Raw genomic sequence first — 20,642 nt, 5'->3', positions numbered from 1 at the left:
GAGAGTAGGGATGTCTGCAGATCTGATTAAGGGTCGCACCCGTGGCGGGAGCGAATGGACGCCAAACTTTATCACTGGGGTAAATCAGGAAACCTGCATCGGCTGTGGTCGTTGCTATAAGGTCTGTCCCCGGGATGTATTTGAACTGGTTGAGCGCTCAGAAGCGCTGGCTGAAGACGATGATGACGATGATTGGGATGATGATGACGAGATGAAGGTGATGTCGGTGGCTGATGCTGACGATTGCATCGGTTGTATGTCATGTCTGCGGGTTTGTCCGAAGAAATGCCATAGTCATGAAGCGGTCGCTGCCTGATCGGATTGCAATCAACGTAGAAAAAGTCTGAGCAGTTGCCAGAAAACAGGAGTGGTGTCATGCCAAAACCAGAGATTCATGTGTTTGTCTGTAACCAGACACGGCCCGAGGGACATCCCCGGGGAAGCTGCGGCGCTACAGGCGCTGCACAGATTACCCAGGCGCTTTCAGAGGAAGTGGCTAAACGTAATCTTTTTAACAAAGTTGCTGTGACGGCAACCGGTTGTCTGGGCCCCTGTGATTGTGGTCCAAATGTGCTGGTTTATCCGGGGTCTTACCTCTATATCCGGGTGAAACCTGAGGATGTTACCCAGATTGTTGAACAGCACCTGATTGCCGGTGAGCCGGTTAAGGAACTGCTGGCACCGGATGAGCTCTGGTAAACAGGGCTTTGGTAAACTGATCTCTGGTAAACAGTGCTTTGGTAAGAAAGCACTCTGCCAATAACCGCGTCAGTACGTGAACGATTAAAAGGCAATAAAGATGAGTGAAACCGCTGTGGCGCGACTGATCGCTCAGTTCGGTCCGCTGTTGGAGGCTTCTCTGGAAGCGGCCAGCGTGAAACTGACTCAGGCGGGCTTCGGCAGTGTGCTCCTGCCATCACTGCGGCAGTTTCAGTTTGAAACCCGAAAAGAGCCCCTGAACGGTGACGATACCCTGAATGGCCGCTGGGCAGACAGCAATAGTCAGCGGCGCGGCTGGCTGGTGATTAACTGTGATGGTTCGATGATGCTGGAGATCGATCTGATCTGCCCCTGGCCGGATAAACAACAGGTCTGGGCAGAGTCGGTGTCTGTGTGGGGCTCAGATCCTCAACGGCTGAGTGCAGAAGTGACACCGATGCAGATGCTGTGAGCGCCTTCACCGGAGAATGATGCGTCATCGCATCGCCAACAGAGGTATATATGACCGATTTAAAGATTATTCTGGTACATCTGAATCCGATCAGTGCCCGGTTGTCGTTCTGGATCGATTGTTCAACACCTCAGCCATTTGGCTGCCTGCCAGGAGGGCTGCCGGCGCTGACCTCCCTGATTGAAGCGGAGCAGCCGCAAGCGGTGACGCCTCATCCGGCCCGGCATCTCAGTCAACTGGCAGAGTATCTGGGAGTGGATGAAGCTCTGTTGCAGGTGGTCAGCCCGACCCTGGCCTGGGTCGACACCGCACAACAACCCGTTGCTGTGTCACTGGTTCGGATCACCACCACCGATCTGCCTCAGCCGCAGGCCAATGGCACTTTTATCTCGTTGCTGGAACTGCTTAAAGTGCCAGTTGTTGAACGTCTGCTATTCAGAAAAGCCTATGAGTGTCTGTTGGGTGATTAAATCCGTTTTCACTTTGTCGTAATTCCTACAATACCCCTTCAATTGTCATACTGCCCCCGAACACACCCTCCATTGATTTACATCAACTATATGAATATTAAGGTTTTTTAATTTTTATCTTCAATGGCACCCGGCTTGCACTGCATATAACTGAACACTCGGATTGATGAGGACGAGATCATGATTCAGCTAACAGAGAGCGCAGTCAGTGCTATTTCCCGGTTTATTGATCAGGCCAATAAGCCTGTGTTTGGTTTACGTATCCGGGTCGATGGGGGCGGCTGTTCCGGCTTCAAATACGGTATGAAACTCGAAGAGGCTAGCGCTGAAGAGGATCAGATTATTGAGTGCAGTGGGGTGAAAATTCTTGTTGATGGGGAGAGCGCACCACTGCTTAGCGGCGTAACAGTCGATTTTCTGGATGGCCTTGAGGGGTCGGGTTTTAAGTTTGAAAACCCGAACGCAACAGAGAGCTGTAACTGCGGTAAATCCTTCGCAGGTTAACCACTGACCGGTAACAGATAGATAGAGGAATTCGATATGTGGGATTATTCTGAAAAAGTTAAAGAACATTTTTATAACCCCAAGAATGCCGGGGCCGCTGAAAATGCAAATGCGACCGGTGAAGTTGGATCATTAAGCTGTGGTGATGCACTGCGGCTGACCCTTAAAGTGGACCCGGACAGCGAGGTTATTCTCGATGCGGGTTTCCAGACCTTCGGCTGTGGTTCTGCGATAGCATCCTCCTCCGCTCTGACGGAGATCATTAAAGGGATGACACTGGATCAGGCACTGGAGGTATCTAACCAGGATATCGCTGATTTTCTTGACGGCCTGCCACCGGAAAAGATGCACTGCTCCGTCATGGGACGTGAAGCGCTGCAGGCCGCTGTTGCTGATTATCGCGGTGAGGTGTGGAGTGATGATCACGAAGAGGGTGCGCTGGTTTGTAAGTGCTTCGCTATCGATGAGGTGATGATTGAAGACACTATCCGGGCTAATAACCTGACAAGTGTTGAAGAGGTGACCAACTACACCAAAGCGGGTGGTGGTTGTTCAGCCTGTCATGAAGGGATCGAAAATATTCTAAGCCGGGTGATGGCAGAGAGCGGTGAGGAGTTTGTTGCCGGTGGTGTAGGAAGTGCCGTTGCCGCCAGTAGCCCTGCTGCTGCATCAGCGCCGGCTGAGGCCGCACCGAAAACCGACATTAAACGCATCAGCACCATTATGCGGGTGCTGGAAGCGGTGCGTCCACGTTTGCAGGCCGATGGCGGTGATTGTGAACTGATGGATATTGACGGTAATACCATCTACGTCAATCTGACCGGTGCCTGCATGGGTTGCCAGATGGCCTCGATGACCCTGGGTGGTATTCAGCAGCAGCTGATTGAGGAACTGGGTGAGTTTGTACGCCTGGTGCAGGTTGAAAAGAAGGCGGATCAACTGGTTGGAATAGGGGGTTAACCATGAGTGATATCTATCTGGATAACAATGCGACCACGATGGTGTCTCCTGAAGTACTGGAAGAGATGCTTCCCTTTTTCAGCGAGCAGTTTGGTAACCCATCTTCGCTGCACAGCTTTGGTAATAAGGTCGGTTTTGCCCTGAAGAAAGCCCGACAGCAGGTACAGGCGTTGCTGGGGGCAGAGCATGACTCTGAAATTATCTTTACCTCCTGCGGTACAGAATCAGATTCAACGGCGATTCTATCAGCCCTGAAAGCGCAGCCAGAACGTAAAGAGATTATCACCACGGTAGTTGAACACCCGGCGGTGCTGACCCTGTGCGAATATCTTGAAACAGAAGGCTATACCGTTCATAAGCTGGAAGTGGACAGTAAGGGGCGTCTGGATCTTGATCAGTACGCCAGCCTCCTGAGCGACCGGGTAGCGGTGGTCAGTGTGATGTGGGCCAACAATGAGAGTGGCACCATCTTCCCGGTGGAGAAGATGGCGGATATGGCCAACGAAGCCGGTGTTATGTTTCATACCGATGCGGTTCAGGCGGTGGGTAAACTACCGATCAATCTGCAGCAGAGCAATATTCATATGCTCTCTCTGTCCGGTCATAAACTGCATGCCCCGAAAGGGATTGGCGTGCTCTACCTGAAACGGGGTACCCGTTTCCGTCCGCTACTGCGGGGTGGCCATCAGGAGCGCGGTCGCCGTGCTGGTACTGAGAACGCTGCAGCCGTTGTTGGGCTGGGCAAAGCCTGCGAACTGGCTATGCAACATATGGAGTTCGAAAATACCACGGTGAAAGCGATGCGTGATCGTCTGGAAGAGGGCATTCTGGCGGCGGTACCTTATAGTTTTCCGACCGGTGATACGGATAATCGCCTGCCCAATACCGCCAGTATCGCGTTTGAATATATTGAGGGCGAGGCAATTTTGTTGCTGATGAATAAGGTCGGTATTGCCGCCTCCAGTGGTTCTGCCTGTACCTCGGGGTCTCTGGAACCATCACACGTGATGCGGGCGATGGGTATTCCCTATACTGCTGCCCACGGCACGGTGCGTTTCTCTTTCTCCCGCTACAACACCATGGAAGAGGTGGAACGGGTGATAGCCGAAGTGCCTGAGATAGTTGCAAAACTTCGCAAGCTATCGCCTTACTGGGATGGTAATGGTCCGGCAGAGGATCCAGAGCAGGCGTTTGCACCTGTCTATGCCTGATCACTTGGCGAAGGGAGGGATTCGAACCCTCCCTGTGTCACTTTATTGACTAAGCTTTTTATTCACTAAGCTTGCGCTGCGTTTAGCTGGAGGTAATCATGACTGAGTGTCTGTCTTATCCGAGTATTGCTGAGGCTAACCCTAACTTCGATGATCTGATTGTGGCGTTTGCTTCGATGGAGGGGGGTATGGTCGATCAGCATTTTGGTTCTGCTCAGGGCTTTTATGTCTACTCTGTTAACAGTCATTCTGCTCAACTCCTGACGAGCCAGAGCTTTGCTGCGGCCGCTCAGGATGGCAATGAAGACAAGTTAAAACCCAAACTCAGATGGCTGGTGGGCGCGGATCTGATGTATTGCGGATCCATTGGTGGCTCTGCCACAAAACAGCTGATCTCTCTGGGAATCACTCCGGTTCAGGTTAAAGGCGGGCCCGATGTGGATGAGTTACTGGAATCGATACAGACTCAGCTGGCGGGAGAGAAAGCGTTCTGGTTACAGAATATTATCAATCAGAAAATGAAACAGAGTGCCGGCAATTTTGCAGAGATGGCAGAAGAGGACTGGGATGAATAGTGATGCCAGACATACTTAACCGGTTTCTATGGGGGATCTTTCCACCGCCAGAGATCCGCCAGTTTGATCTTTGCTGTTCCGATTTTTTAGAACAACGTTTTTTCCACCCCCGCCTGCATGCCAGTAATCCTCTTATACCACTGAAAAGATCGCTTCAGGCGCTGCTTCAGAGTCCGGAGCAGATTGTTGAACAGATTCAACGGCATCAGATACCGGTTGAACACTATTTTCTCCTCTGTATCGACCACTTTGTCAGAGAATATCTTGAAGATGAACTGATCGGAACCGGTGAGGTTGTCGGCGAGAGCGCCAGCCATCCCGGTAGTGAAACGGTTATCAGTAACCAGGCCGAAGAGTGTTTGCGACTGCTTCACCTGATTGAACAGCAGATGGAGTTGCGAGGCTATCGTTACGACAGTGCAATGCTCAACGAGTATTTTTTACCAGCCAGCGAAACAGAGAAAACTGCGAGGGGAGATAGATAAGATATTCCGGGTGCCACTGCACCGCAATGATCTTATGCTGGTCAGACTCGACCGCCTGGGTGATCTCATCCAGATCCCGGCCAACAACCCGCAGCCCTTTTCCGGTGGATTTTATCGCCTGGTGGTGCAGACTGTTCACCCTCAGATGAACCTTGTTGAAGATATCTGCCAGTTTTGACTCAGCGGTTATTTTCACCTGTTTGGTGGGTAGCAGTCCTGGTCGGTTATAGGTGTGTTGCCTGAGTGAGCGTATGTCCGGGTGCAGGGTTCCGCCTAACACCACATTGATCAGTTGCGCCCCCCGGCAGATGCCCATCAGCGGGATATCGTTATCCAGCGCTGTCTTAATCCAGCGTATCTCCAGCTCATCCCGTGCCGGATCGCTTTTGACCGGCTTATCAATGTCGCCCTGATAATGCTCTGGGCTGATATCATCGCCCCCCCCAATCAGCAGGCCATCCAGTGGTTGACCACTGGCCGAATGGCGCACGCTGATCCGTTCAGGAGTCGCCCCGGCCAGTCGCAGGGCCAGTGCTGCGCACCACCAGCCGGGAGACCAGAACTTCGCCGTCCCGGTTACGCCAATGCGTGGTTTTTTAGCCATTGATCGATATACTCTGTCCACAGTTTACGGCTGACACCCAATAGTGACTGCTCAGCTGCCAGAAAAGCGGCACTTAACTCATTCAGGTGATCCGGTTGGCAGGCCAGCTGTTCCACAACCCACCAGATATTCCATGACAGCGCCAAAGACCAGTTTTCATGTTCAATGTTGCAATTGGGCATGCGGTAATGGAAGGTGGGCCGGGGCTTAATTTTGGGGTCGTCGATACAGCGGCGTACCCTGTCCTCATCAATCTCTGCCAATAGTGGCAACAGATCCAGTGCCCGGTTGCGCGAGGCGTTGTGTTGAAGATAATCGCTGAAGATTATCTCCATATCCGGGTGGTCACGGGATAGCAGTTGTTTAATATATTTTTCCGGATAAAGATCTATATAGGGGCTGATCTTACGGGTTGTATTCACCTCGTGGGCCTCTACCAGCCACCACTGCAACAGGGAAAAGGCTCTCAGATAATTAAACAGTGTAGCGGCATCTAACGAGGGGATTTCGCTATTAATATGCACCCCATATGCAGCAATCATCGACTCTTCTGTGCCGATAGCACCCGCTTGCCGCAGTTGCATCACTAACTCATCAAGCTGATTCAACCGGGATAGCGTAATGGGAGGACAAACCACCTCAACCGGCACCAGCAAACCGGCAGCATCACTCAGCAGTTCCAGCCAGGGCTGATCCTTATCACTGGCGGCTTTTTCTTTCAGATAGTTCCAGTCCAGTTCAATATTGAACGCCCCCAAACCGGCACAATGGATAACCGTTTCTGCCGCGGTCTGATGTTTCAGCGTGCCATTGAGGGTCTCTCTGACTATCTCCGAGGTCTGCTGTAGTGTTAAACCGGAAAACTCCAGCTCGAAGCCCACCTTCCTTTCAGCCCCTTCTTTATTCACGGTACAGGATGGTGACTTGAAACTCTGTGTCTGATTCATTGATCCATAATCCTCTGGTGACACCAAAACAGTAATACGGTTAAAAACGGTCATCAGATCAGTTTAATCTGGCAGGGGATTCCCCTGTCGGCCCATTAGTCTGCCTGACCTGATCGCCGAATAGGCGATCGAGCCGGGTTAACATCATTATCAGAGTAGTTCACTGTGAGACAATTGAAGAGGTGAAAGAGGGGGACAGTGGAATCGATGGTACAGCGTTAATTTCGGCGATATTACATCAGTAGCGGATAGGCAGGCTGTTGAAACAACCGGCCCAGATCAAAATTAACACCCTTTTTTCTACACGCAGACGGGATATCCTGGTGAATAACGCTATAGTCTGCTGTTGGGAGACGTTCTGATCAGGGCCTGCGCGGTGCAACGCGGGCTGATCTGATCAGAACGTAAACGGCCCGCGCAAGGGTTAAACTGCCCCCCAGCCTTCCCGCTTGGCGTCGGTGATCATCGTCATCGCAGCGTCAAATGCAACGCTGGCATATTTAGGCTTGTAGGTTTTCAGCTCTTCGTAGACGGTGACCAGTTTGTTGCCCGCAGACTGACCTTTCAGATCGCTTTTCTCAATTGCCAGCTCCTCCATGGTTTCATTCCAGGGTACACCCTGAGTCATTGGAATCAGGATGAAATTGAAGCCAGAAATGTCGGTGACAACGGCTTTCTCCAGATTAACCACATAGATCAGGGCACTGATGTCGCTGGCAAAATCTGCACTGTACTTGTCCATCAGGGCGGGAAGAGAGTCCATGGAATCGACAACACCACCGAGCATTCTGATCTTGTCGTCTGCCAGTATAAAAACGCCCCGCATCACATCGACAGGTGGTTTTGAGTGGCCTTTGTCATCGCCAATCTCACCTTCGATCAGAATCAGTTCTCCCCGATAGGCTTGCATCTGTGTATCCGTTGATTCGAGAAAGTTAACGTTAAAGAAGAGCCCTTTTTGCTTATATTGATCAAGTAACATGTCTACACTCCAGAGTATATAAAGCCGAATTCCAGCATTTTTCTCTGAATTGCAATTAGCGTACCTAAGGTGGATTTATCTTTAACCTGTTATTTTTTATATAAAAAATATAATCAGCTCTGTTTTCTTTGTTGGCTGTCGACAAAACCTGTACCGTTTGTTGTTTTTACTGCAGTTATTTGTTTCGACGCTTGTCGTGTTCACGACAATCGTTAATCCATATCGCCCGCCAGAAACTCATCAATCTCCCGCATAATGTACTGATTATCGGGCAGGTTTCTGACCAGGTTTTCCGCTTCTTCGCCGCTGAACCCCTGCAGGGTAAAACTCTTGGCTCCGATGATCTGGGTATGGTAGTTCAGCTCCAGTTTGAGAATCCGGTCGCCGGTCATCGGGTTGTGGTATAGCGATGCTAATGCGACCAGCCCCTCTTCCAGCTGAATAATCCGGTTCAGTTCTGTGTTCAGCTCAGTCTTCATGAGTGACTCTCGATATGTTTCACCAGCGCAGCATCCATATTGGTAATATGTTGATGCAACCACTCATCAACACGGTCATTGATATAGGCACGGGCCATGGTCAGGCGGCCCTGCTGTACCCGCTGGTTAAACTGCCGCAGCTCGGTTAGCAGGCGATTGTGTTCACCGCAGTGCTCGCTTTTTCCGGGGTAGTCGTACTGCTCTATGAACTGTTCTTCCCGCTTGAAGTGGGTTTCTGTATGACTAAGAAGCTCACTGAAAAGTCTTTTAAACTGGTCGGTATCTGAGGTTTTCAACCGGGTAGTGATGTCAGCAAAGTGCTGATGATCACAGTCAATATCTGCATGATTTAAATGTTGCATGAGTAAACCTATAAGTCTGACTTCATCTGTCGTCTGATTTGTTTGGTCTTAAGCTTCCAGCAATTTGCACGCCAATAAAGAGATGGCTGGTATAGCTTTTGCAGCCACTCTTAACCTCATGTGCTTGTCTATATGAGTATTAGCACCCCTGAAAAACAACGCAGCCACAGAGGTTTAAGCCGATGGTGAAATTGCCCCCCGTTTTGATGGCCGTCGCCAGCAAAGATGCTGTGTCGATCAATCTGCACTTTGGTCATGCCAGAGCATTTTTGATCTACCGTGTCTGCGAGGATCATTGTGAGTTTATCGAGCGCCGCGTTGTAGACCACTACTGCCAGGGACATACCGGCGACAGGTCAGCCATGGAGCTGATTCTGGAAACTATCAAAGACTGTCATGCGGTGTTCGTGGTCAAAATCGGTGACGGGCCGCAAGAGAAGTTGAAACGGATTGGCGTCATCTCCGTCAGCGACTATGGGCATGAGGGGATTGAAGAGTCGCTGCTGCACTATGTACAAACGTCCGACTGGAGCTAACGATGACCGATATTGAACAATGGCTGTCTGAACATCTTCTCAGTCCGGTTGAAGTTGACTGCGCGATTACGGTGATGCTGAAAATTATCGATGGTAAGTGCAAAATGACGCAACAGGAAAAGGTCGTCATGGCAGCACTGTATGACGCGGTTAAATCATGTCATCACATACTTCTGGAGCCTGGTGTGCACAGGCTGATAGCCGCCGCACGGGACAGCTCGGACGAGGTGGTTAAACTTCAGGTATATGAACAGCGACTATTGGCTGAAACAATGATTTCCCGTCCGGTGATGAAAGCGTTTAAAGCACGTATCCGTCAACAGGGTCTGCTTGAATGTGGCTGAACAAAATACGGATATGATACAGCAGAAAAAAGTGAGTGAAATGACGACCAGACCATCTATATCTAAAGTGTGTCGGGTTTCTTCCAAACGGCTAGACTAGCTGCCTGTCCTTGCATCACCTGAAATGGTTCAGAGGCGGGGCCGTGCCTGACGCTGTCAGACTGATGTAAATCAGCCTACGACTTACAGGGAATTAGATTTTATAAAACAATCTGTTATAGTCTTCGACTCAGTGGCTCTACAATGATGTTAGTTGGTGCAAAAAGGCCGGCTTGCACTGTATCCCGTTTGCAGGCTTTAGTATGGAGCACGTCAGCATTTTGAACGTTTGCTACTCCCTGACAGGTAGAAGTACCTATCTTTTACTGTTTGTGCTTTATGTTGGATCCGCGTTTTTCTTTTCCAGTTTTAGCCCTCAGGCACAGATTGTCTCATTATGGCCCTCTGCAGGCGTTGCGCTGGCTGGGTGCCTGATCTTTGGTAAACGCTTCCTGCCCGCCATTCTGTTGGGCTCTCTGCTGTTTAATTCTGGTCATTATTTGTTACACCATAGTGAACTGGGGCTGTCGGTGGTGCTCACCTCCGGGATTATCGCCATGGGGTCGGTTGTACAGGCTTGGGTCAATCACACCCTTCTGCAATCCCGGCACATCAAGATTCTTGATGCCCCCTCATACTCCCATGTGGCGGGGTTTATCGGTACCGCCTTTCTCTGTTGTCTGATCAGTGCCGTGGTGGGGAATGGGGCGCTAACTCTGGGATTAAGCGGGGATCTCAGCGCGAAAATTTACCTTAACAATGTGCTGATCTGGTGGATAGGCGATTTTCTGGGTGTCATTCTGGTCACACCTCTCTTGTTGGCGATGTTTATCCGTCAGGTGGATAAAGTTGTCTGGTATCGCCTGCTGAAGTCGTTAACGATACCTCTGTTTACCTTAATTACTGCGTTTCAGGTAGCGCAGCAATATATTGAAGACTCGGTGGTGACTAAGACTGAAAATGATTTTGCGTTGAAATCTGAAGCGGTTGAAAACATCCTGAAACAACATATGAGCAATTACCTTGATGCGCTGAACCATCTTGGCACTACCCTGGCGCAGACCGAAGAAGTCAATTATCAGGTGTTCACAGACGCTACCCGTCCCTATCTCGCCAACCTGCCCGGCATCAGTGCGATCTCCTGGGATATTCTGGTCGGGCAGGGGGCGGTTGAAGAGTTTGAACAACATGCGCGGAAGGAGGTAGACCCAGGATTTAAGGTCAGGGGAAAGCCTCTGCTATCCACCGATCCATTGGTGGTAGTTGAGTATATTCTGCCGTTTAAAAATAATAATCCGGCACTGGGCTATAACGTTTTTTCCAACGATGAGCGTAAACAGAGTATGTTGCTGGCCAAAGCGACCCGCAAGGATACCGCAACCAATATTATAGAGCTGGTGCAGTCTAAAGACGATAAACAGGGGTTTCTGATCTTCTCGCCGGTTTTTCAGCAGGTTGATCCGCAGGATAACTCGGTGGCTGCTGTTGAATCACTTAAAGGGTTCGTCGTCGGGGTTTTTCTGGTGTCAGAAATACTGAATAACCCGCAGATCGCTGAACGGCTGGGTTATATCGATCTCTATGTGTACGAAAATGACAATCCGGCAGACAAGGTGTATGGCCGCATGGATACTATGGATGATATCGCTGCAGGGGAGGGGTTGAGCCATTGGTTTGAGATGGAGTTTGCGAATCATACGTGGACTTTTAATCTGCATGTCAGTAATAAAAACGTCACTGCTCTGCAGATCGGTGATAGCCTCAGCTTTCTGATAGCCGAGGCATTGTTTGGTGCGCTGGCGGTATTTATCGTGCTGTCTGCGTTTGGTTATCACGAAAGACTGACCCGGCTGGTCAGCTTGCGTACCGATGAATTGAAACAAGCGAATGCAGAACTGGAGCATTTTGCTTTTTATGATGCGCTGACCGGACTGCCTAACCGTCGGCTTTTTATTGACCGGGTGGAGCATACGCTTGCACTGTGCCGGCGAAATAACCGCTCAGCGGCACTGCTGTATATGGATCTGAATGGGTTTAAAGCGGTCAACGACTCTCTGGGGCATGATATTGGAGATCAGTTATTGATTGAGGTCAGTCGTCGTCTGAGTCGTGTTTTGCGGGATAGTGATACCCTGGCGCGGCTGGGGGGAGATGAGTTTGCCCTGCTGCTGCCCGGTAACCCGGGCATTGAAGAGGTTAGTGTAATCGCAAACAAACTCAGTGCCTGTCTCTCAGAGCCGGTAACGTTATTGGCAAAGGAGCTGCAGATTTCAATCAGTATTGGTGTGGCCTTTTATCCCCGCGATGGCGTCAACCGGGTTGAACTGATTGGCGCTGCTGACAGTGCGATGTATGCCGCTAAAAAGAGCACCCGATCACTGTCATTTTATGCAGATGAGTTAAACAACCAGCCAGTGCTGACGGGGGACACCGAAGCGGTTGAGTGATGTGAAGCGGCGCATCGGGTAAAAAGAACAGGCGGGATTACTGTGGGACCGGCCGTTCCGAACCGCTTATGCTCTCCTTAGCTGCCTCCCCAGCCACCCGCTCAGCAGACAGATGGACAGAATCATTACCAGTGACCCCTGGGCTAACAACACCTCAGAAGAGGGGGTTGGTGCAATGGTCATGGTCACTACTGTGATGGTGAGCGCGAGCACACAGAGCAGGGTCATGCCCACCACTCTGGCGGTAGAGATTCTGGCACCATAGAGAAACAGTAACAATCCGGCCAGCAGAATACCTGCCTCAATTAGCAAGATAACGGGCATATTATCCCAAAATTTCAGGCCCATCTTCAGAGAAGCATCGCCCAGAAGAGAGAGGTCGAGGTCATGCACCGTAAAATCCAGTAACCAGTTGGAGAACACTGCCACCGAAACCATAAATACGGCTCGCAGGCCCACCCCTCTGAACTCTGAATACCAGAGAAACGCTGCCGCACCAGACATGAGGGACCAGATAACCGCCGCAGAAAGACTGTGGGAGTATGAGTAGTTAAATTTCAGTTGATGCTTTTGGTCAAAATTGTCAGGAATGGTGACCGACTCCCAGCCCAGCAGTACAAAGCTCCAGAGCAGCAGGTCGAGTAACAGGGCTGCAGCCACTAATGCCCCCGGATTCACGCGCCGATCCAATCTGCACAGAGCCAGTGCAACACCAATATGACCAGCCAGCATAATCACCTCTCAGAGTAAACAGAGCCTGATGCTGCCAGCGTCAGGCAATAAATTTGGCATAACTACTACTATGAATATCCTCAACCTCCACTGTTAAGGATATTCCAGCCAGATTACAATCTGTTAACCCCTTCAACACTGTAGAAGATAATAACTGTTTTTGCTCATCGGTTCTGCCACTTAATATTCTTAGGGTTACGTGAATAAAATCAGCAGGGGATGGACCTGTGAGGAAATGATCGTAGGCTAAGGCGCGGGTTTTAATATCTGCGGCCTCAAACAAGCCGGACCTCAATGCGCCTTCATAGACGATTTGCACCAGTTTTGCAGGGGGCAGGCGGGGGATAAGCGTTTCTGAAAACTCAATAATACAGTGGGGCAAGGGTGCGTACTCCAGATAACATTAAAGTGGTGGGCCGGGATAACTAACCGGGATCAGTCAATATCCAGCCAGTTAAACGATCGCTTTAAAAACTGTACCGCTTCGCTGTTGATCACCTGTCCGTGAGCCATAACGATCGTTTTCGGGTGCCAGTGTAATATGTTTTGCAGATGTTGTTGCGCCTTCTTTTTACTGAACATAAAGCTCAGCCGCCAATCCAGGGGCATCTTGCCATTGGGCGCTAAAATACCTGCAGCCGCGGCCACGAACCGTTTCACCGGGGTGAACGATTCCGGAGCAAAGTTCTCAATCAGATCGGTGACAATCAGTGTTGCCGAGGGTTTATGGAAAAATACACACTCTTCCATGGCCGGCGAACCGGTAAACAGCAGTTGATCGATATGTTCTGACCAGGGGGCATTGAAAAATGGGGTGAAAATACTCTCAAATATGATATCCGGACGCTTAACTTGTACCTCTCTGGTACCAAAGCTCAGGGTGTCCTGATAATGATTCTGCCAGTCCTTAATAAACAGATGGTGCAGATGGTTGGGAGAGATCAGGTATTTTACCCTGCCCAACGTGTCAATCTGGTGAATCAGCTCCGTTGTCAGGGCGATCGGGCTGTGAACCCATAATTCATCACCGGGTAACCTGATGATCGTCATACGCGTCGTGTAGGGCAGGGTAAAAAAGGGTACGGCAGGCCCCTCAAAAATCCAGATGTTTTCACCTATTTCAGTCACAACACTCTCCATTAACAACGTTGCCACAAAAACGTTTTTGACCAGGTGCTTCAGTTACAGAGCTGAAGAGACAGGGGCTGCTGCGACATTGACATTTAGCGGCAATCTTTCAGCTGTTCTCTTGCAGTGCGCTTATTTGTTGTGCTTTTCAGGGGCACTGATTCCAGTGCGTTCAACGATTTCAGTGTCAAAACCATCGAGACTTTGCTGGTTTCTGTCGTACCAGTAGGCCTCAATACCCTGTTTGCCTTTTTTCTCTGCCCAGTTAGTTAACGCATCACGGTCGCCTTTATAATCAAACAGGGGCACTGACATGCCGCAGGATGACTGAACCAGGCTGATATCCAGAATAAAGATCTGCCGGGCGGCTTCGCTGGCAGGAAAAAGTGAGCGATACTCGTGCCAGTCGGGATCCTGCCGATGCAGCACCCGGGCATCGCCATAAGTTCTGAGAATCAGGGGGGCGGCCTGAAAATCGCAGAACATCAGTGTCATTCTTGGATTCTGCAATACATGGGCGGCAGATTCATTGCCACTACCGGTCAGATTTAACCAGGCTATTCTGGTCGGGCTGATCACTCTGAGGGAATCACCGCCTTTGGGGGACAGGTTGACCTGGCCGGTGGCCGCGGCTGTTGCCACAAAGTAGATCTTCTGCTCACCGATAAACTCAATATGTTGAGTGGACAGTTCTGCAAATTGCTGACCCATGTCGTGTTCCCTTTGTTTTTCCTTAACATTATCTACCTGATTAATATCAGATGATTGCGTTAATGTGAAACAGAAAAGGCCAGGAATTGCTTCCCAGCCTTTTGTTGGTTGCTATATTCAGGGCACGTTATGCTGCCAGTCGTTGCTCCCGCAGGATTTTAGCCGCTGCAACCATGTTGATCAGGCTGGTGGCAACCTCATCCCAGCCACGGGTTTTCAGACCACAGTCTGGATTAATCCAGAGACGTTCGGCTGGAATCAGTGTGGCGGCTTTTTCAATCAGCGTCTGAATCTGTTCTACCGTTGGTGTGTTCGGGCTGTGGATATCATAGACGCCGGGGCCAATCTCATTGGGGTAGTTAAACTCGGTGAACACTTCCAGCAGCTCCATATTGGAACGGCTGGTTTCAATGGTGATCACATCGGCATCCATATCGGCAATCGCCTGAATGATGTCATTGAACTCGGCATAACACATGTGGGTGTGGATCTGGGTTTCCGGCTGTACGCCACTGGCTGATACACGGAAGGCATAGACCGCCCATTGCAGATAAAACTCCCACTCGGACTGTTTCAGCGGCAGTCCTTCCCGAATAGCCGGTTCATCGATCTGGATCGCAGCGATACCCGCCTGCTCAAGATCGACCACTTCATCCCGCAGGGCCAGGGCGATCTGCAGACAGGTTTCAGAACGGGGCTGATCGTCCCGAACAAACGCCCATTGCAGCATAGTCACCGGACCGGTCAACATCCCTTTAACTGGCTTGTTGCTCAGTGACTGGGCATAACGGCTCCAGCCGACGGTCATCGCTTCTTTGCGCAGAATATCACCATAGATAATCGGTGGCTTAACGCAACGGGAACCGTAGGACTGCACCCAGCCCAACTGACTGGTGGTATAGCCTTCCAGCTGTTCGCCGAAGTATTCCACCATATCGTTGCGTTCCGGTTCGCCATGTACCAGCATATCCAGACCATAGCGCTCCTGCCGTTCGATGCAGTCTTTAATCTCTGCCTGCATAATCGCGGTATAGCTAATCTCATCCAGTTCACCACGACGGAAACGGGCCCGCACAGAACGGATATCGCTGGTTTGCGGGAATGAGCCGATAGTGGTGGTTGGGAACGCAGGAAGCTGCAGCTTTTGCTGCTGTTTTACCGCGCGCTCAGCGTAGGGCAGGCCGCGCTCACCATCTTGTGGCATCAGTCCGTTGACACGCCGCTTCACCTCGATACGGTGTACCCGCTGGGACTGTGTCCGGGCGGTCACATGTTGCAGGTTCGCGGCCAGCTGAGGACTGTTTTTGCCCTCGATCGCCTGTTTCAGCAGGCTGAGCTCCGCCAGTTTTTGCCGTGCAAATGCCAGCCAGCTGTATAACTCGGGATCAAAGCCGGTTTCCTGCTCCAGATCGACAGGCACATGCAGCAATGAACAGCTGCTGGAGAGCCAGAGGTTATCGCCCCTTTGGTCCGCAACCGGTTTAATGCGCCCGGCCGCTGCGGTAATATCGGTTTTCCAGATGTTGCGACCATCGATGACGCCCACTGAGAGCACCTGATCTGTTCTGAGTCGCTCGCTGAAACGGATAAACTCATCGCCGCCGCGTACTGCATCCAGATGAAAGCCATCCACCGGCAGGTAAGCAGTGAGATCAAAGTTACTGTCCAGCGCGCCAAAGTAGGTGGTCAGCATCAGCTTTAACCCGGTGCCACTGCTGCTCAGCGTCTGATAAGCTTCACGATAGGCTTCCTGCCATTTAGGTGGCAGCTCCAATACCAGTGCCGGCTCATCGATCTGTAGCCAATCGATGTTCTTACGAGACAATAGATTCAGCAGGCCTTTATAACTTTCCAGCAGAGCCGGTAGCAGCGTTAGTTTATCGAACGTCTGAGCCGCACATTTAGCCAGCCACAGATAGGTAACCGGGCCGATAATCACCGGCTTAACCCGATGACCGGCTTGCTGTGCTTCGGTTATCTCCGCCAGCAGCTTTTCTGGATTGAGAATAAACTGCTGTGTAGCGGTTAGCTCCGGCACCAGATAGTGATAGTTTGTATCAAACCATTTGGTCATCTCGCAGGCACGGGTTGCCTTGCCTGATGGTGCCCGCCCCCGGGCCATGCGGAAATAGTTATCAAAGCTATCGCAGCTGCCATCGCTGAAACGCTGAGGAACCACCCCTAACAGCACCGAGTGATCCAGCACCTGGTCATACAGAGAGAAATCATTGACAGTGACCAGATCCATGCCACTTTCAGCCTGAATATTCCAGTTTTGCATTCGCAGAGTCTTTGCCACATCAGTCAGCTCGTTGCGGCTGGATTTTCCATGCCAGTAGTTTTCAAGCGCGAACTTCAGTTCGCGCTGAGCGCCAATACGGGGAAAGCCCGGAATATGTGTTTTCACCATCTTCTCCTGTTGATAGTTCTGTAGGGTCGTTCTTTGAGACAGGGGATTGTCCCGAAAGAGGCGTTGATTATGGTGCTGATCTATCATGAGGTAAATTGATATAAAATCAAAAAATATTGAATTAAATTAATACAGATTATTTTATCGCCATTGTTTTATAAATCGGTGGGACTATTTGAGAGGGTGTTCTGATTTAGTAGTAGTCGATAGCGGGCGTTTTGAGGGTTTGCGCCAGACATACCATAGCGCAATGATAACCGTAGCGGCAGCGGCCGTTTTCAGGCCTGGATGAAAATTCAGAAACAGCAGCGGATAGCTGATCATTAACAGCATCATACCGCTGGCGAAAAGTTTCGCCTTCAGTGGGATCACGCCATGCTCTTCCCAGTCACGAATATAATGACCAAACCAGCGATGGTTGAGCAGATACTGATGCAAACGCTCCGAACTGCGGGAAAAGCAGAAGGCCGCGACCAGCAGGAAAGGGGTGGTCGGGACCAGTGGCAGTAACAGTCCGATAATGCCTAACAGAACGAAAAAAAAACCGCTCATCAGGAAAAGTGTCCGGATCAGTGTTTGACGCACAGTGTATCCTCAATGTTCGCTCCTGATTCATCCTGGCTGATCAGATGAGCGCAGAGCTTCAACTATCTTATCGTTTTGACATGCACAGAGATCCCCTGCGGTTGTGGGCACTATTTTAAACAGTGTATCAGGGGGTATCACTCTGCAGACATCAGCTCCATTATAGACAGCTTATCGCCACAGATAGTCATTAATGTCAGGCCTTTTTCTACCTCCCCCTGAAGGGGCATATACCTGAAAGCAGGGTCGGCGGTAGTATTGTTATCAGGACAAAATCGATATAGCCATGTTGTTCTATGGGCTTGATTTTGTAAAAAATAATGAACAATATGCTGCTATCATTCCTATCAGAACCGGTGGAAACCGCTCTCATAAGCGGTGGCTGCACATAACGAGAAGCAAGAGGCGTGTTCCATGAGCAAATCTTCTACAAAGCCTGCATTTAACTGGGAAGATCCGTTTTCCCTTGAGACTCAACTGACCGAAGAGGAGCGCATGGTTCGCGATGCTGCCCGTGATTACTGTCAGGGTCAGCTGTTACCGCGGGTTACAGAAGCCAACCGTAACGAGATTTTTCACACCGAAATCATGCAGGAACTGGGTGAACTCGGCTTACTGGGGTCTACGCTGCCAGAGCAGTATGGTGGTTCAGAGGTTAACTATGTCTGCTACGGTCTGGTGGCTCGTGAAGTTGAACGGGTAGACAGTGGTTACCGTTCGGCGATGTCGGTGCAGTCCTCGCTGGTGATGCACCCGATCTATGCTTACGGCAGCGAAGAACAGCGGATGAAATATCTGCCTAAACTGGCCACCGGTGAGTGGATCGGCTGTTTTGGCCTGACCGAGCCGGATGTGGGGTCTGATCCAAACAATATGAAAACCCGCGCCACTAAAGTGGATGGCGGTTACATCCTTAAAGGCGCGAAGATGTGGATCACCAACTCGCCAGTCGCCGATGTGTTTGTCGTCTGGGCGAAGCTGGACGGCGTGGTACGTGGCTTCGTACTGGAAAAAGGGATGCCGGGTCTGAGCGCGCCTAAGATCGAGGGCAAGTTCTCTCTGCGTGCTTCAGTCACTGGTGAGATCGTTATGGAGGATGTGTTTGTCCCTGACGAGAACCTGTTACCCGGTGTTGAAGGGCTGGCCGGACCGTTCGGTTGTCTCAATAAAGCTCGCTACGGTATCGCCTGGGGTTCACTGGGGGCGGCTGAGTTCTGCTGGACTGCTGCCCGTCAGTACACCCTGGATCGTATCCAGTTCCAGCGTCCGCTGGCCGCAAACCAACTGGTGCAGAAAAAACTGGCGGATATGCAAACTGAGATCTCTCTGGGTCTGCAGGGTTGTTTGCAGATGGGGCGTTTGATGGATGACAATCGTTGCCCGGTTGAACTGATCTCGCTGATGAAGCGCAACAACTGTGGTAAGTCGCTGGATATCGCCCGGGTTGCCCGGGATATGCACGGTGGTAACGGTATCTCCGATGAGTTTGGTGTGATTCGTCATGTGATGAACCTGGAAGCGGTCAATACCTACGAAGGCACCCACGACATTCATGCCCTGATTCTGGGTCGTGCGATGACAGGCATTCAGGCGTTCTTCTGATGGCTGGCGCGCTGAGTCATATCAGAGTACTCGATCTCAGCCGTATTCTGGCGGGCCCCTGGGCCGGCCAGATGCTGGCAGATTTTGGTGCTGAAGTGATTAAGGTGGAGCGTCCTGGCTGTGGTGATGATACCCGTGGCTGGGGGCCTCCGTTTGTTAAGGACCCGGATGGCAACCCGACAGACGCCGCCTATTTTCATGCGGCGAACCGGGGTAAACACTCAATTGCGATTGATATGACCACCCCTGAGGGACAGGCGCTGATTAAGCGTCTGGCGGCGCAGGTCGATGTTGTGATTGAGAATTATAAAGTCGGCGGCCTGAAAAAATATGGCCTCGACTATGACAGCCTGAAAACGGTGAATCCCGGGTTGATCTACTGCTCTGTTACTGGTTTTGGTCAGGACGGTCCCTATGCGCAACGGGCTGGCTATGACTTTATGATCCAGGCGATGGGCGGTCTGATGAGCGTCACCGGAGATCCCGATGGTCAGCCAATGAAGGTCGGCGTCGCCCTGGTGGATGTGATGACCGGTCTGTATGCCTGTAACGGTATTCAGGCGGCGCTGTTGCACCGCAGTGAAACCGGTGTGGGACAACATATCGATATGGCACTGCTGGATGTACAGGTGGCAACGCTGGCAAATCAGGCGATGAACTATCTGGTGGGTGGCAAGCCGCCAGTACGTCTGGGAAATGCCCATCCGAATATTGTCCCCTATGAGGCGTTCCCGACGGCGGATGGCCACATCATTCTGGCGGTGGGCAATGATGCTCAGTTTGCCCGCTTCTGTGCCCTGGCGGGTGCCCCGGAGCTGGCGGATAATCCCGCTTTTGTCACTAACTCATTACGGGTTGAAAACCGTGCACAACTGACACCCCTGGTGGCCGAGCTGATGCGTAGTCACAGCAGTGACTGGTGGCTGGAGAAGCTTGAGTCGCAGGGGGTGCCGTGCGGGCCGATCAATACGCTGGATAAAGTGTTTGCTGATCCGCAGGTGAAACACCGCCAGATGCAGGTAGAGCTGCCTCATCCGGCGGGTGGCAGTGTGCCCGGCGTTGCCAGTCCGGTGAAATTCTCTCACACCCCGATAGAGTACAATGCTGCGCCACCGACACTGGGGCAGCATACCGATGAGGTACTGGCCTCTCTGGGACTGAGCGAAGCGGAAATTACACAATTAAAAGCGCAGAACGTTGTCGCCTGAGATCTGGTTTACTACCTTTATAAGGCTGTATAACGTTCTGAATATAAGAGTGCTGAATACCTAAGTGTTGTATTTAAACGCTCGTATTTAAAAGCGCTGTAATTAAGCGCTGTAATTAAGCGCTTTGTAATTAAGAGTTCTGTAATTAAA

Annotated in this window: 25 protein-coding genes; 14 read left to right on the top strand and 11 right to left on the bottom strand. The window is 51.0% G+C overall.

The window, feature by feature from the left end:
• Positions 1-10 precede the first annotated feature (10 nt).
• The 9 genes from fdxB to OCU43_RS15395 all read left to right on the top strand — a co-directional run bounded on the left by fdxB (position 11) and on the right by OCU43_RS15395 (position 5,376).
• Positions 11-316 (top strand): ferredoxin III, nif-specific, encoded by a 306-nt coding sequence (gene fdxB / locus OCU43_RS15435; protein WP_091356330.1) that lies wholly within the window; start codon positions 11-13, stop codon positions 314-316.
• Positions 317-375: 59 nt separating this feature from the next.
• Complete coding sequence (locus OCU43_RS15430) at positions 376-699, top strand: (2Fe-2S) ferredoxin domain-containing protein (RefSeq protein ID WP_091356333.1); 324 nt, start codon at positions 376-378, stop codon at positions 697-699.
• Positions 700-799: 100 nt separating this feature from the next.
• The gene (locus OCU43_RS15425; RefSeq protein ID WP_091356335.1) at positions 800-1,171 is read left to right on the top strand and encodes a hypothetical protein; all 372 of its coding nucleotides are present in this window, start codon (positions 800-802) and stop codon (positions 1,169-1,171) included.
• A 50-nt stretch (positions 1,172-1,221) separates the two neighbouring features.
• Positions 1,222-1,641: a hypothetical protein gene (locus OCU43_RS15420; RefSeq protein ID WP_091356338.1), complete on the top strand. Its 420-nt coding sequence runs from the start codon at positions 1,222-1,224 to the stop codon at positions 1,639-1,641.
• A 180-nt stretch (positions 1,642-1,821) separates the two neighbouring features.
• Positions 1,822-2,145, top strand: a complete 324-nt coding sequence (locus OCU43_RS15415) for a HesB/IscA family protein (protein WP_091356341.1) — start codon at positions 1,822-1,824, stop codon at positions 2,143-2,145.
• 36 nt (positions 2,146-2,181) lie between these two features.
• Positions 2,182-3,105: a Fe-S cluster assembly protein NifU gene (gene nifU / locus OCU43_RS15410; protein WP_091356345.1), complete on the top strand. Its 924-nt coding sequence runs from the start codon at positions 2,182-2,184 to the stop codon at positions 3,103-3,105.
• A gap of 2 nt (positions 3,106-3,107) precedes the next feature.
• On the top strand, positions 3,108-4,316 hold the full coding sequence (nifS, locus tag OCU43_RS15405; protein ID WP_091356348.1) for a cysteine desulfurase NifS: 1,209 nt from the start codon (positions 3,108-3,110) through the stop codon (positions 4,314-4,316).
• Between the two features lie 98 nt (positions 4,317-4,414).
• Positions 4,415-4,891: a NifB/NifX family molybdenum-iron cluster-binding protein gene (locus OCU43_RS15400; RefSeq protein ID WP_091356352.1), complete on the top strand. Its 477-nt coding sequence runs from the start codon at positions 4,415-4,417 to the stop codon at positions 4,889-4,891.
• Between the two features lie 2 nt (positions 4,892-4,893).
• The gene (locus OCU43_RS15395) at positions 4,894-5,376 is read left to right on the top strand and encodes a hypothetical protein (RefSeq protein WP_091356355.1); all 483 of its coding nucleotides are present in this window, start codon (positions 4,894-4,896) and stop codon (positions 5,374-5,376) included.
• Here the strand turns inward: OCU43_RS15395 and OCU43_RS15390 are convergent.
• The 5 genes from OCU43_RS15390 to OCU43_RS15370 all read right to left on the bottom strand — a co-directional run bounded on the left by OCU43_RS15390 (position 5,318) and on the right by OCU43_RS15370 (position 8,750).
• A complete protein-coding gene (locus tag OCU43_RS15390; protein ID WP_091356359.1) occupies positions 5,318-5,980 on the bottom strand; it encodes a gamma-glutamyl-gamma-aminobutyrate hydrolase family protein in 663 nt (220 codons plus the stop codon). The two genes, OCU43_RS15395 and OCU43_RS15390, sit on opposite strands and share 59 nt — an antisense overlap.
• Positions 5,953-6,927, bottom strand: coding sequence for an amidoligase family protein (locus OCU43_RS15385; protein ID WP_091357116.1), 975 nt, complete (start codon positions 6,925-6,927; stop codon positions 5,953-5,955). Before OCU43_RS15385 ends, OCU43_RS15390 begins: the two co-directional genes overlap by 28 nt.
• Before the next feature lie 424 nt (positions 6,928-7,351).
• Entirely contained in the window at positions 7,352-7,909 is a 558-nt protein-coding gene (locus tag OCU43_RS15380) for a hypothetical protein (RefSeq protein WP_091356370.1), read from the bottom strand.
• A gap of 212 nt (positions 7,910-8,121) precedes the next feature.
• Positions 8,122-8,388 carry a hypothetical protein gene (locus OCU43_RS15375; protein ID WP_091356372.1) on the bottom strand — a complete coding sequence of 89 codons (267 nt, stop codon included), beginning with the start codon at positions 8,386-8,388 and terminating at the stop codon, positions 8,122-8,124.
• The gene (locus OCU43_RS15370; RefSeq protein WP_091356375.1) at positions 8,385-8,750 is read right to left on the bottom strand and encodes a bacteriohemerythrin; all 366 of its coding nucleotides are present in this window, start codon (positions 8,748-8,750) and stop codon (positions 8,385-8,387) included. The genes OCU43_RS15375 and OCU43_RS15370 overlap by 4 nt, the downstream gene beginning before the upstream one ends.
• Positions 8,751-8,932: 182 nt before the next feature.
• Between OCU43_RS15370 and OCU43_RS15365 the strand changes: the two genes are divergently transcribed.
• From OCU43_RS15365 to OCU43_RS15355, 3 genes are all read left to right on the top strand, one after another.
• Positions 8,933-9,286 (top strand): NifB/NifX family molybdenum-iron cluster-binding protein, encoded by a 354-nt coding sequence (locus tag OCU43_RS15365; protein ID WP_091356378.1) that lies wholly within the window; start codon positions 8,933-8,935, stop codon positions 9,284-9,286.
• Between the two features lie 2 nt (positions 9,287-9,288).
• Positions 9,289-9,630, top strand: coding sequence for a hypothetical protein (locus tag OCU43_RS15360; protein WP_091356380.1), 342 nt, complete (start codon positions 9,289-9,291; stop codon positions 9,628-9,630).
• A gap of 302 nt (positions 9,631-9,932) precedes the next feature.
• Positions 9,933-12,116 carry a diguanylate cyclase domain-containing protein gene (locus OCU43_RS15355; protein ID WP_091356383.1) on the top strand — a complete coding sequence of 728 codons (2,184 nt, stop codon included), beginning with the start codon at positions 9,933-9,935 and terminating at the stop codon, positions 12,114-12,116.
• Positions 12,117-12,182: 66 nt separating this feature from the next.
• Here the strand turns inward: OCU43_RS15355 and OCU43_RS15350 are convergent, their stop codons facing one another.
• From OCU43_RS15350 to OCU43_RS15325, 6 genes are all read right to left on the bottom strand, one after another.
• Positions 12,183-12,848 (bottom strand): hypothetical protein, encoded by a 666-nt coding sequence (locus tag OCU43_RS15350; RefSeq protein WP_091356386.1) that lies wholly within the window; start codon positions 12,846-12,848, stop codon positions 12,183-12,185.
• Positions 12,849-12,888: 40 nt separating this feature from the next.
• On the bottom strand, positions 12,889-13,230 hold the full coding sequence (locus OCU43_RS15345) for a 5-carboxymethyl-2-hydroxymuconate Delta-isomerase (RefSeq protein WP_091356389.1): 342 nt from the start codon (positions 13,228-13,230) through the stop codon (positions 12,889-12,891).
• Between the two features lie 53 nt (positions 13,231-13,283).
• Complete coding sequence (locus tag OCU43_RS15340) at positions 13,284-13,976, bottom strand: DUF4336 domain-containing protein (protein ID WP_091357119.1); 693 nt, start codon at positions 13,974-13,976, stop codon at positions 13,284-13,286.
• A gap of 132 nt (positions 13,977-14,108) precedes the next feature.
• A complete protein-coding gene (locus OCU43_RS15335) occupies positions 14,109-14,687 on the bottom strand; it encodes a pyridoxamine 5'-phosphate oxidase family protein (protein ID WP_091356392.1) in 579 nt (192 codons plus the stop codon).
• Between the two features lie 127 nt (positions 14,688-14,814).
• Entirely contained in the window at positions 14,815-17,097 is a 2,283-nt protein-coding gene (metE, locus tag OCU43_RS15330) for a 5-methyltetrahydropteroyltriglutamate--homocysteine S-methyltransferase (protein WP_091356395.1), read from the bottom strand.
• A gap of 171 nt (positions 17,098-17,268) precedes the next feature.
• Positions 17,269-17,682, bottom strand: coding sequence for a YbaN family protein (locus tag OCU43_RS15325; RefSeq protein WP_091356397.1), 414 nt, complete (start codon positions 17,680-17,682; stop codon positions 17,269-17,271).
• A 414-nt stretch (positions 17,683-18,096) separates the two neighbouring features.
• Here OCU43_RS15325 and OCU43_RS15320 point away from each other — a divergent pair, with 414 nt between their 5' ends.
• Together OCU43_RS15320 and OCU43_RS15315 are read left to right on the top strand one after the other, a co-directional pair.
• Positions 18,097-19,284, top strand: a complete 1,188-nt coding sequence (locus OCU43_RS15320; RefSeq protein ID WP_091356399.1) for an acyl-CoA dehydrogenase — start codon at positions 18,097-18,099, stop codon at positions 19,282-19,284.
• Positions 19,284-20,492 (top strand): CaiB/BaiF CoA transferase family protein, encoded by a 1,209-nt coding sequence (locus OCU43_RS15315; RefSeq protein WP_091356401.1) that lies wholly within the window; start codon positions 19,284-19,286, stop codon positions 20,490-20,492. The genes OCU43_RS15320 and OCU43_RS15315 overlap by 1 nt, the downstream gene beginning before the upstream one ends.
• The last annotated feature ends 150 nt before the right edge of the window (positions 20,493-20,642 follow it).

It is taken from the genome of Amphritea atlantica, assembly GCF_024347255.1.
Classification (GTDB): domain Bacteria; phylum Pseudomonadota; class Gammaproteobacteria; order Pseudomonadales; family Balneatricaceae; genus Amphritea; species Amphritea atlantica.
This window is presented reverse-complemented; position numbering and strand designations above follow the sequence as displayed.

What these genes read in the sequence shown, in the direction of transcription:
- OCU43_RS15360 (WP_091356380.1), top strand. Translation starts at nt 9,289, where the DNA reads ATGACCGATATTGAACAATGGCTGTCTGAACATCTTCTCAGTCCGGTT.
- OCU43_RS15375 (WP_091356372.1), bottom strand. Translation starts at nt 8,388, where the DNA reads ATGAAGACTGAGCTGAACACAGAACTGAACCGGATTATTCAGCTGGAA.
- metE (WP_091356395.1), bottom strand. Translation starts at nt 17,097, where the DNA reads ATGGTGAAAACACATATTCCGGGCTTTCCCCGTATTGGCGCTCAGCGC.
- OCU43_RS15415 (WP_091356341.1), top strand. Translation starts at nt 1,822, where the DNA reads ATGATTCAGCTAACAGAGAGCGCAGTCAGTGCTATTTCCCGGTTTATT.
- OCU43_RS15430 (WP_091356333.1), top strand. Translation starts at nt 376, where the DNA reads ATGCCAAAACCAGAGATTCATGTGTTTGTCTGTAACCAGACACGGCCC.
- OCU43_RS15365 (WP_091356378.1), top strand. Translation starts at nt 8,933, where the DNA reads ATGGTGAAATTGCCCCCCGTTTTGATGGCCGTCGCCAGCAAAGATGCT.
- OCU43_RS15320 (WP_091356399.1), top strand. Translation starts at nt 18,097, where the DNA reads ATGAGCAAATCTTCTACAAAGCCTGCATTTAACTGGGAAGATCCGTTT.
- OCU43_RS15400 (WP_091356352.1), top strand. Translation starts at nt 4,415, where the DNA reads ATGACTGAGTGTCTGTCTTATCCGAGTATTGCTGAGGCTAACCCTAAC.
- OCU43_RS15395 (WP_091356355.1), top strand. Translation starts at nt 4,894, where the DNA reads ATGCCAGACATACTTAACCGGTTTCTATGGGGGATCTTTCCACCGCCA.
- OCU43_RS15350 (WP_091356386.1), bottom strand. Translation starts at nt 12,848, where the DNA reads ATGCTGGCTGGTCATATTGGTGTTGCACTGGCTCTGTGCAGATTGGAT.
- nifS (WP_091356348.1), top strand. Translation starts at nt 3,108, where the DNA reads ATGAGTGATATCTATCTGGATAACAATGCGACCACGATGGTGTCTCCT.
- OCU43_RS15390 (WP_091356359.1), bottom strand. Translation starts at nt 5,980, where the DNA reads ATGGCTAAAAAACCACGCATTGGCGTAACCGGGACGGCGAAGTTCTGG.
- OCU43_RS15420 (WP_091356338.1), top strand. Translation starts at nt 1,222, where the DNA reads ATGACCGATTTAAAGATTATTCTGGTACATCTGAATCCGATCAGTGCC.
- OCU43_RS15355 (WP_091356383.1), top strand. Translation starts at nt 9,933, where the DNA reads ATGGAGCACGTCAGCATTTTGAACGTTTGCTACTCCCTGACAGGTAGA.
- OCU43_RS15385 (WP_091357116.1), bottom strand. Translation starts at nt 6,927, where the DNA reads ATGAATCAGACACAGAGTTTCAAGTCACCATCCTGTACCGTGAATAAA.
- OCU43_RS15380 (WP_091356370.1), bottom strand. Translation starts at nt 7,909, where the DNA reads ATGTTACTTGATCAATATAAGCAAAAAGGGCTCTTCTTTAACGTTAAC.
- OCU43_RS15425 (WP_091356335.1), top strand. Translation starts at nt 800, where the DNA reads ATGAGTGAAACCGCTGTGGCGCGACTGATCGCTCAGTTCGGTCCGCTG.
- OCU43_RS15370 (WP_091356375.1), bottom strand. Translation starts at nt 8,750, where the DNA reads ATGCAACATTTAAATCATGCAGATATTGACTGTGATCATCAGCACTTT.
- nifU (WP_091356345.1), top strand. Translation starts at nt 2,182, where the DNA reads ATGTGGGATTATTCTGAAAAAGTTAAAGAACATTTTTATAACCCCAAG.
- OCU43_RS15315 (WP_091356401.1), top strand. Translation starts at nt 19,284, where the DNA reads ATGGCTGGCGCGCTGAGTCATATCAGAGTACTCGATCTCAGCCGTATT.
- fdxB (WP_091356330.1), top strand. Translation starts at nt 11, where the DNA reads ATGTCTGCAGATCTGATTAAGGGTCGCACCCGTGGCGGGAGCGAATGG.
- OCU43_RS15335 (WP_091356392.1), bottom strand. Translation starts at nt 14,687, where the DNA reads ATGGGTCAGCAATTTGCAGAACTGTCCACTCAACATATTGAGTTTATC.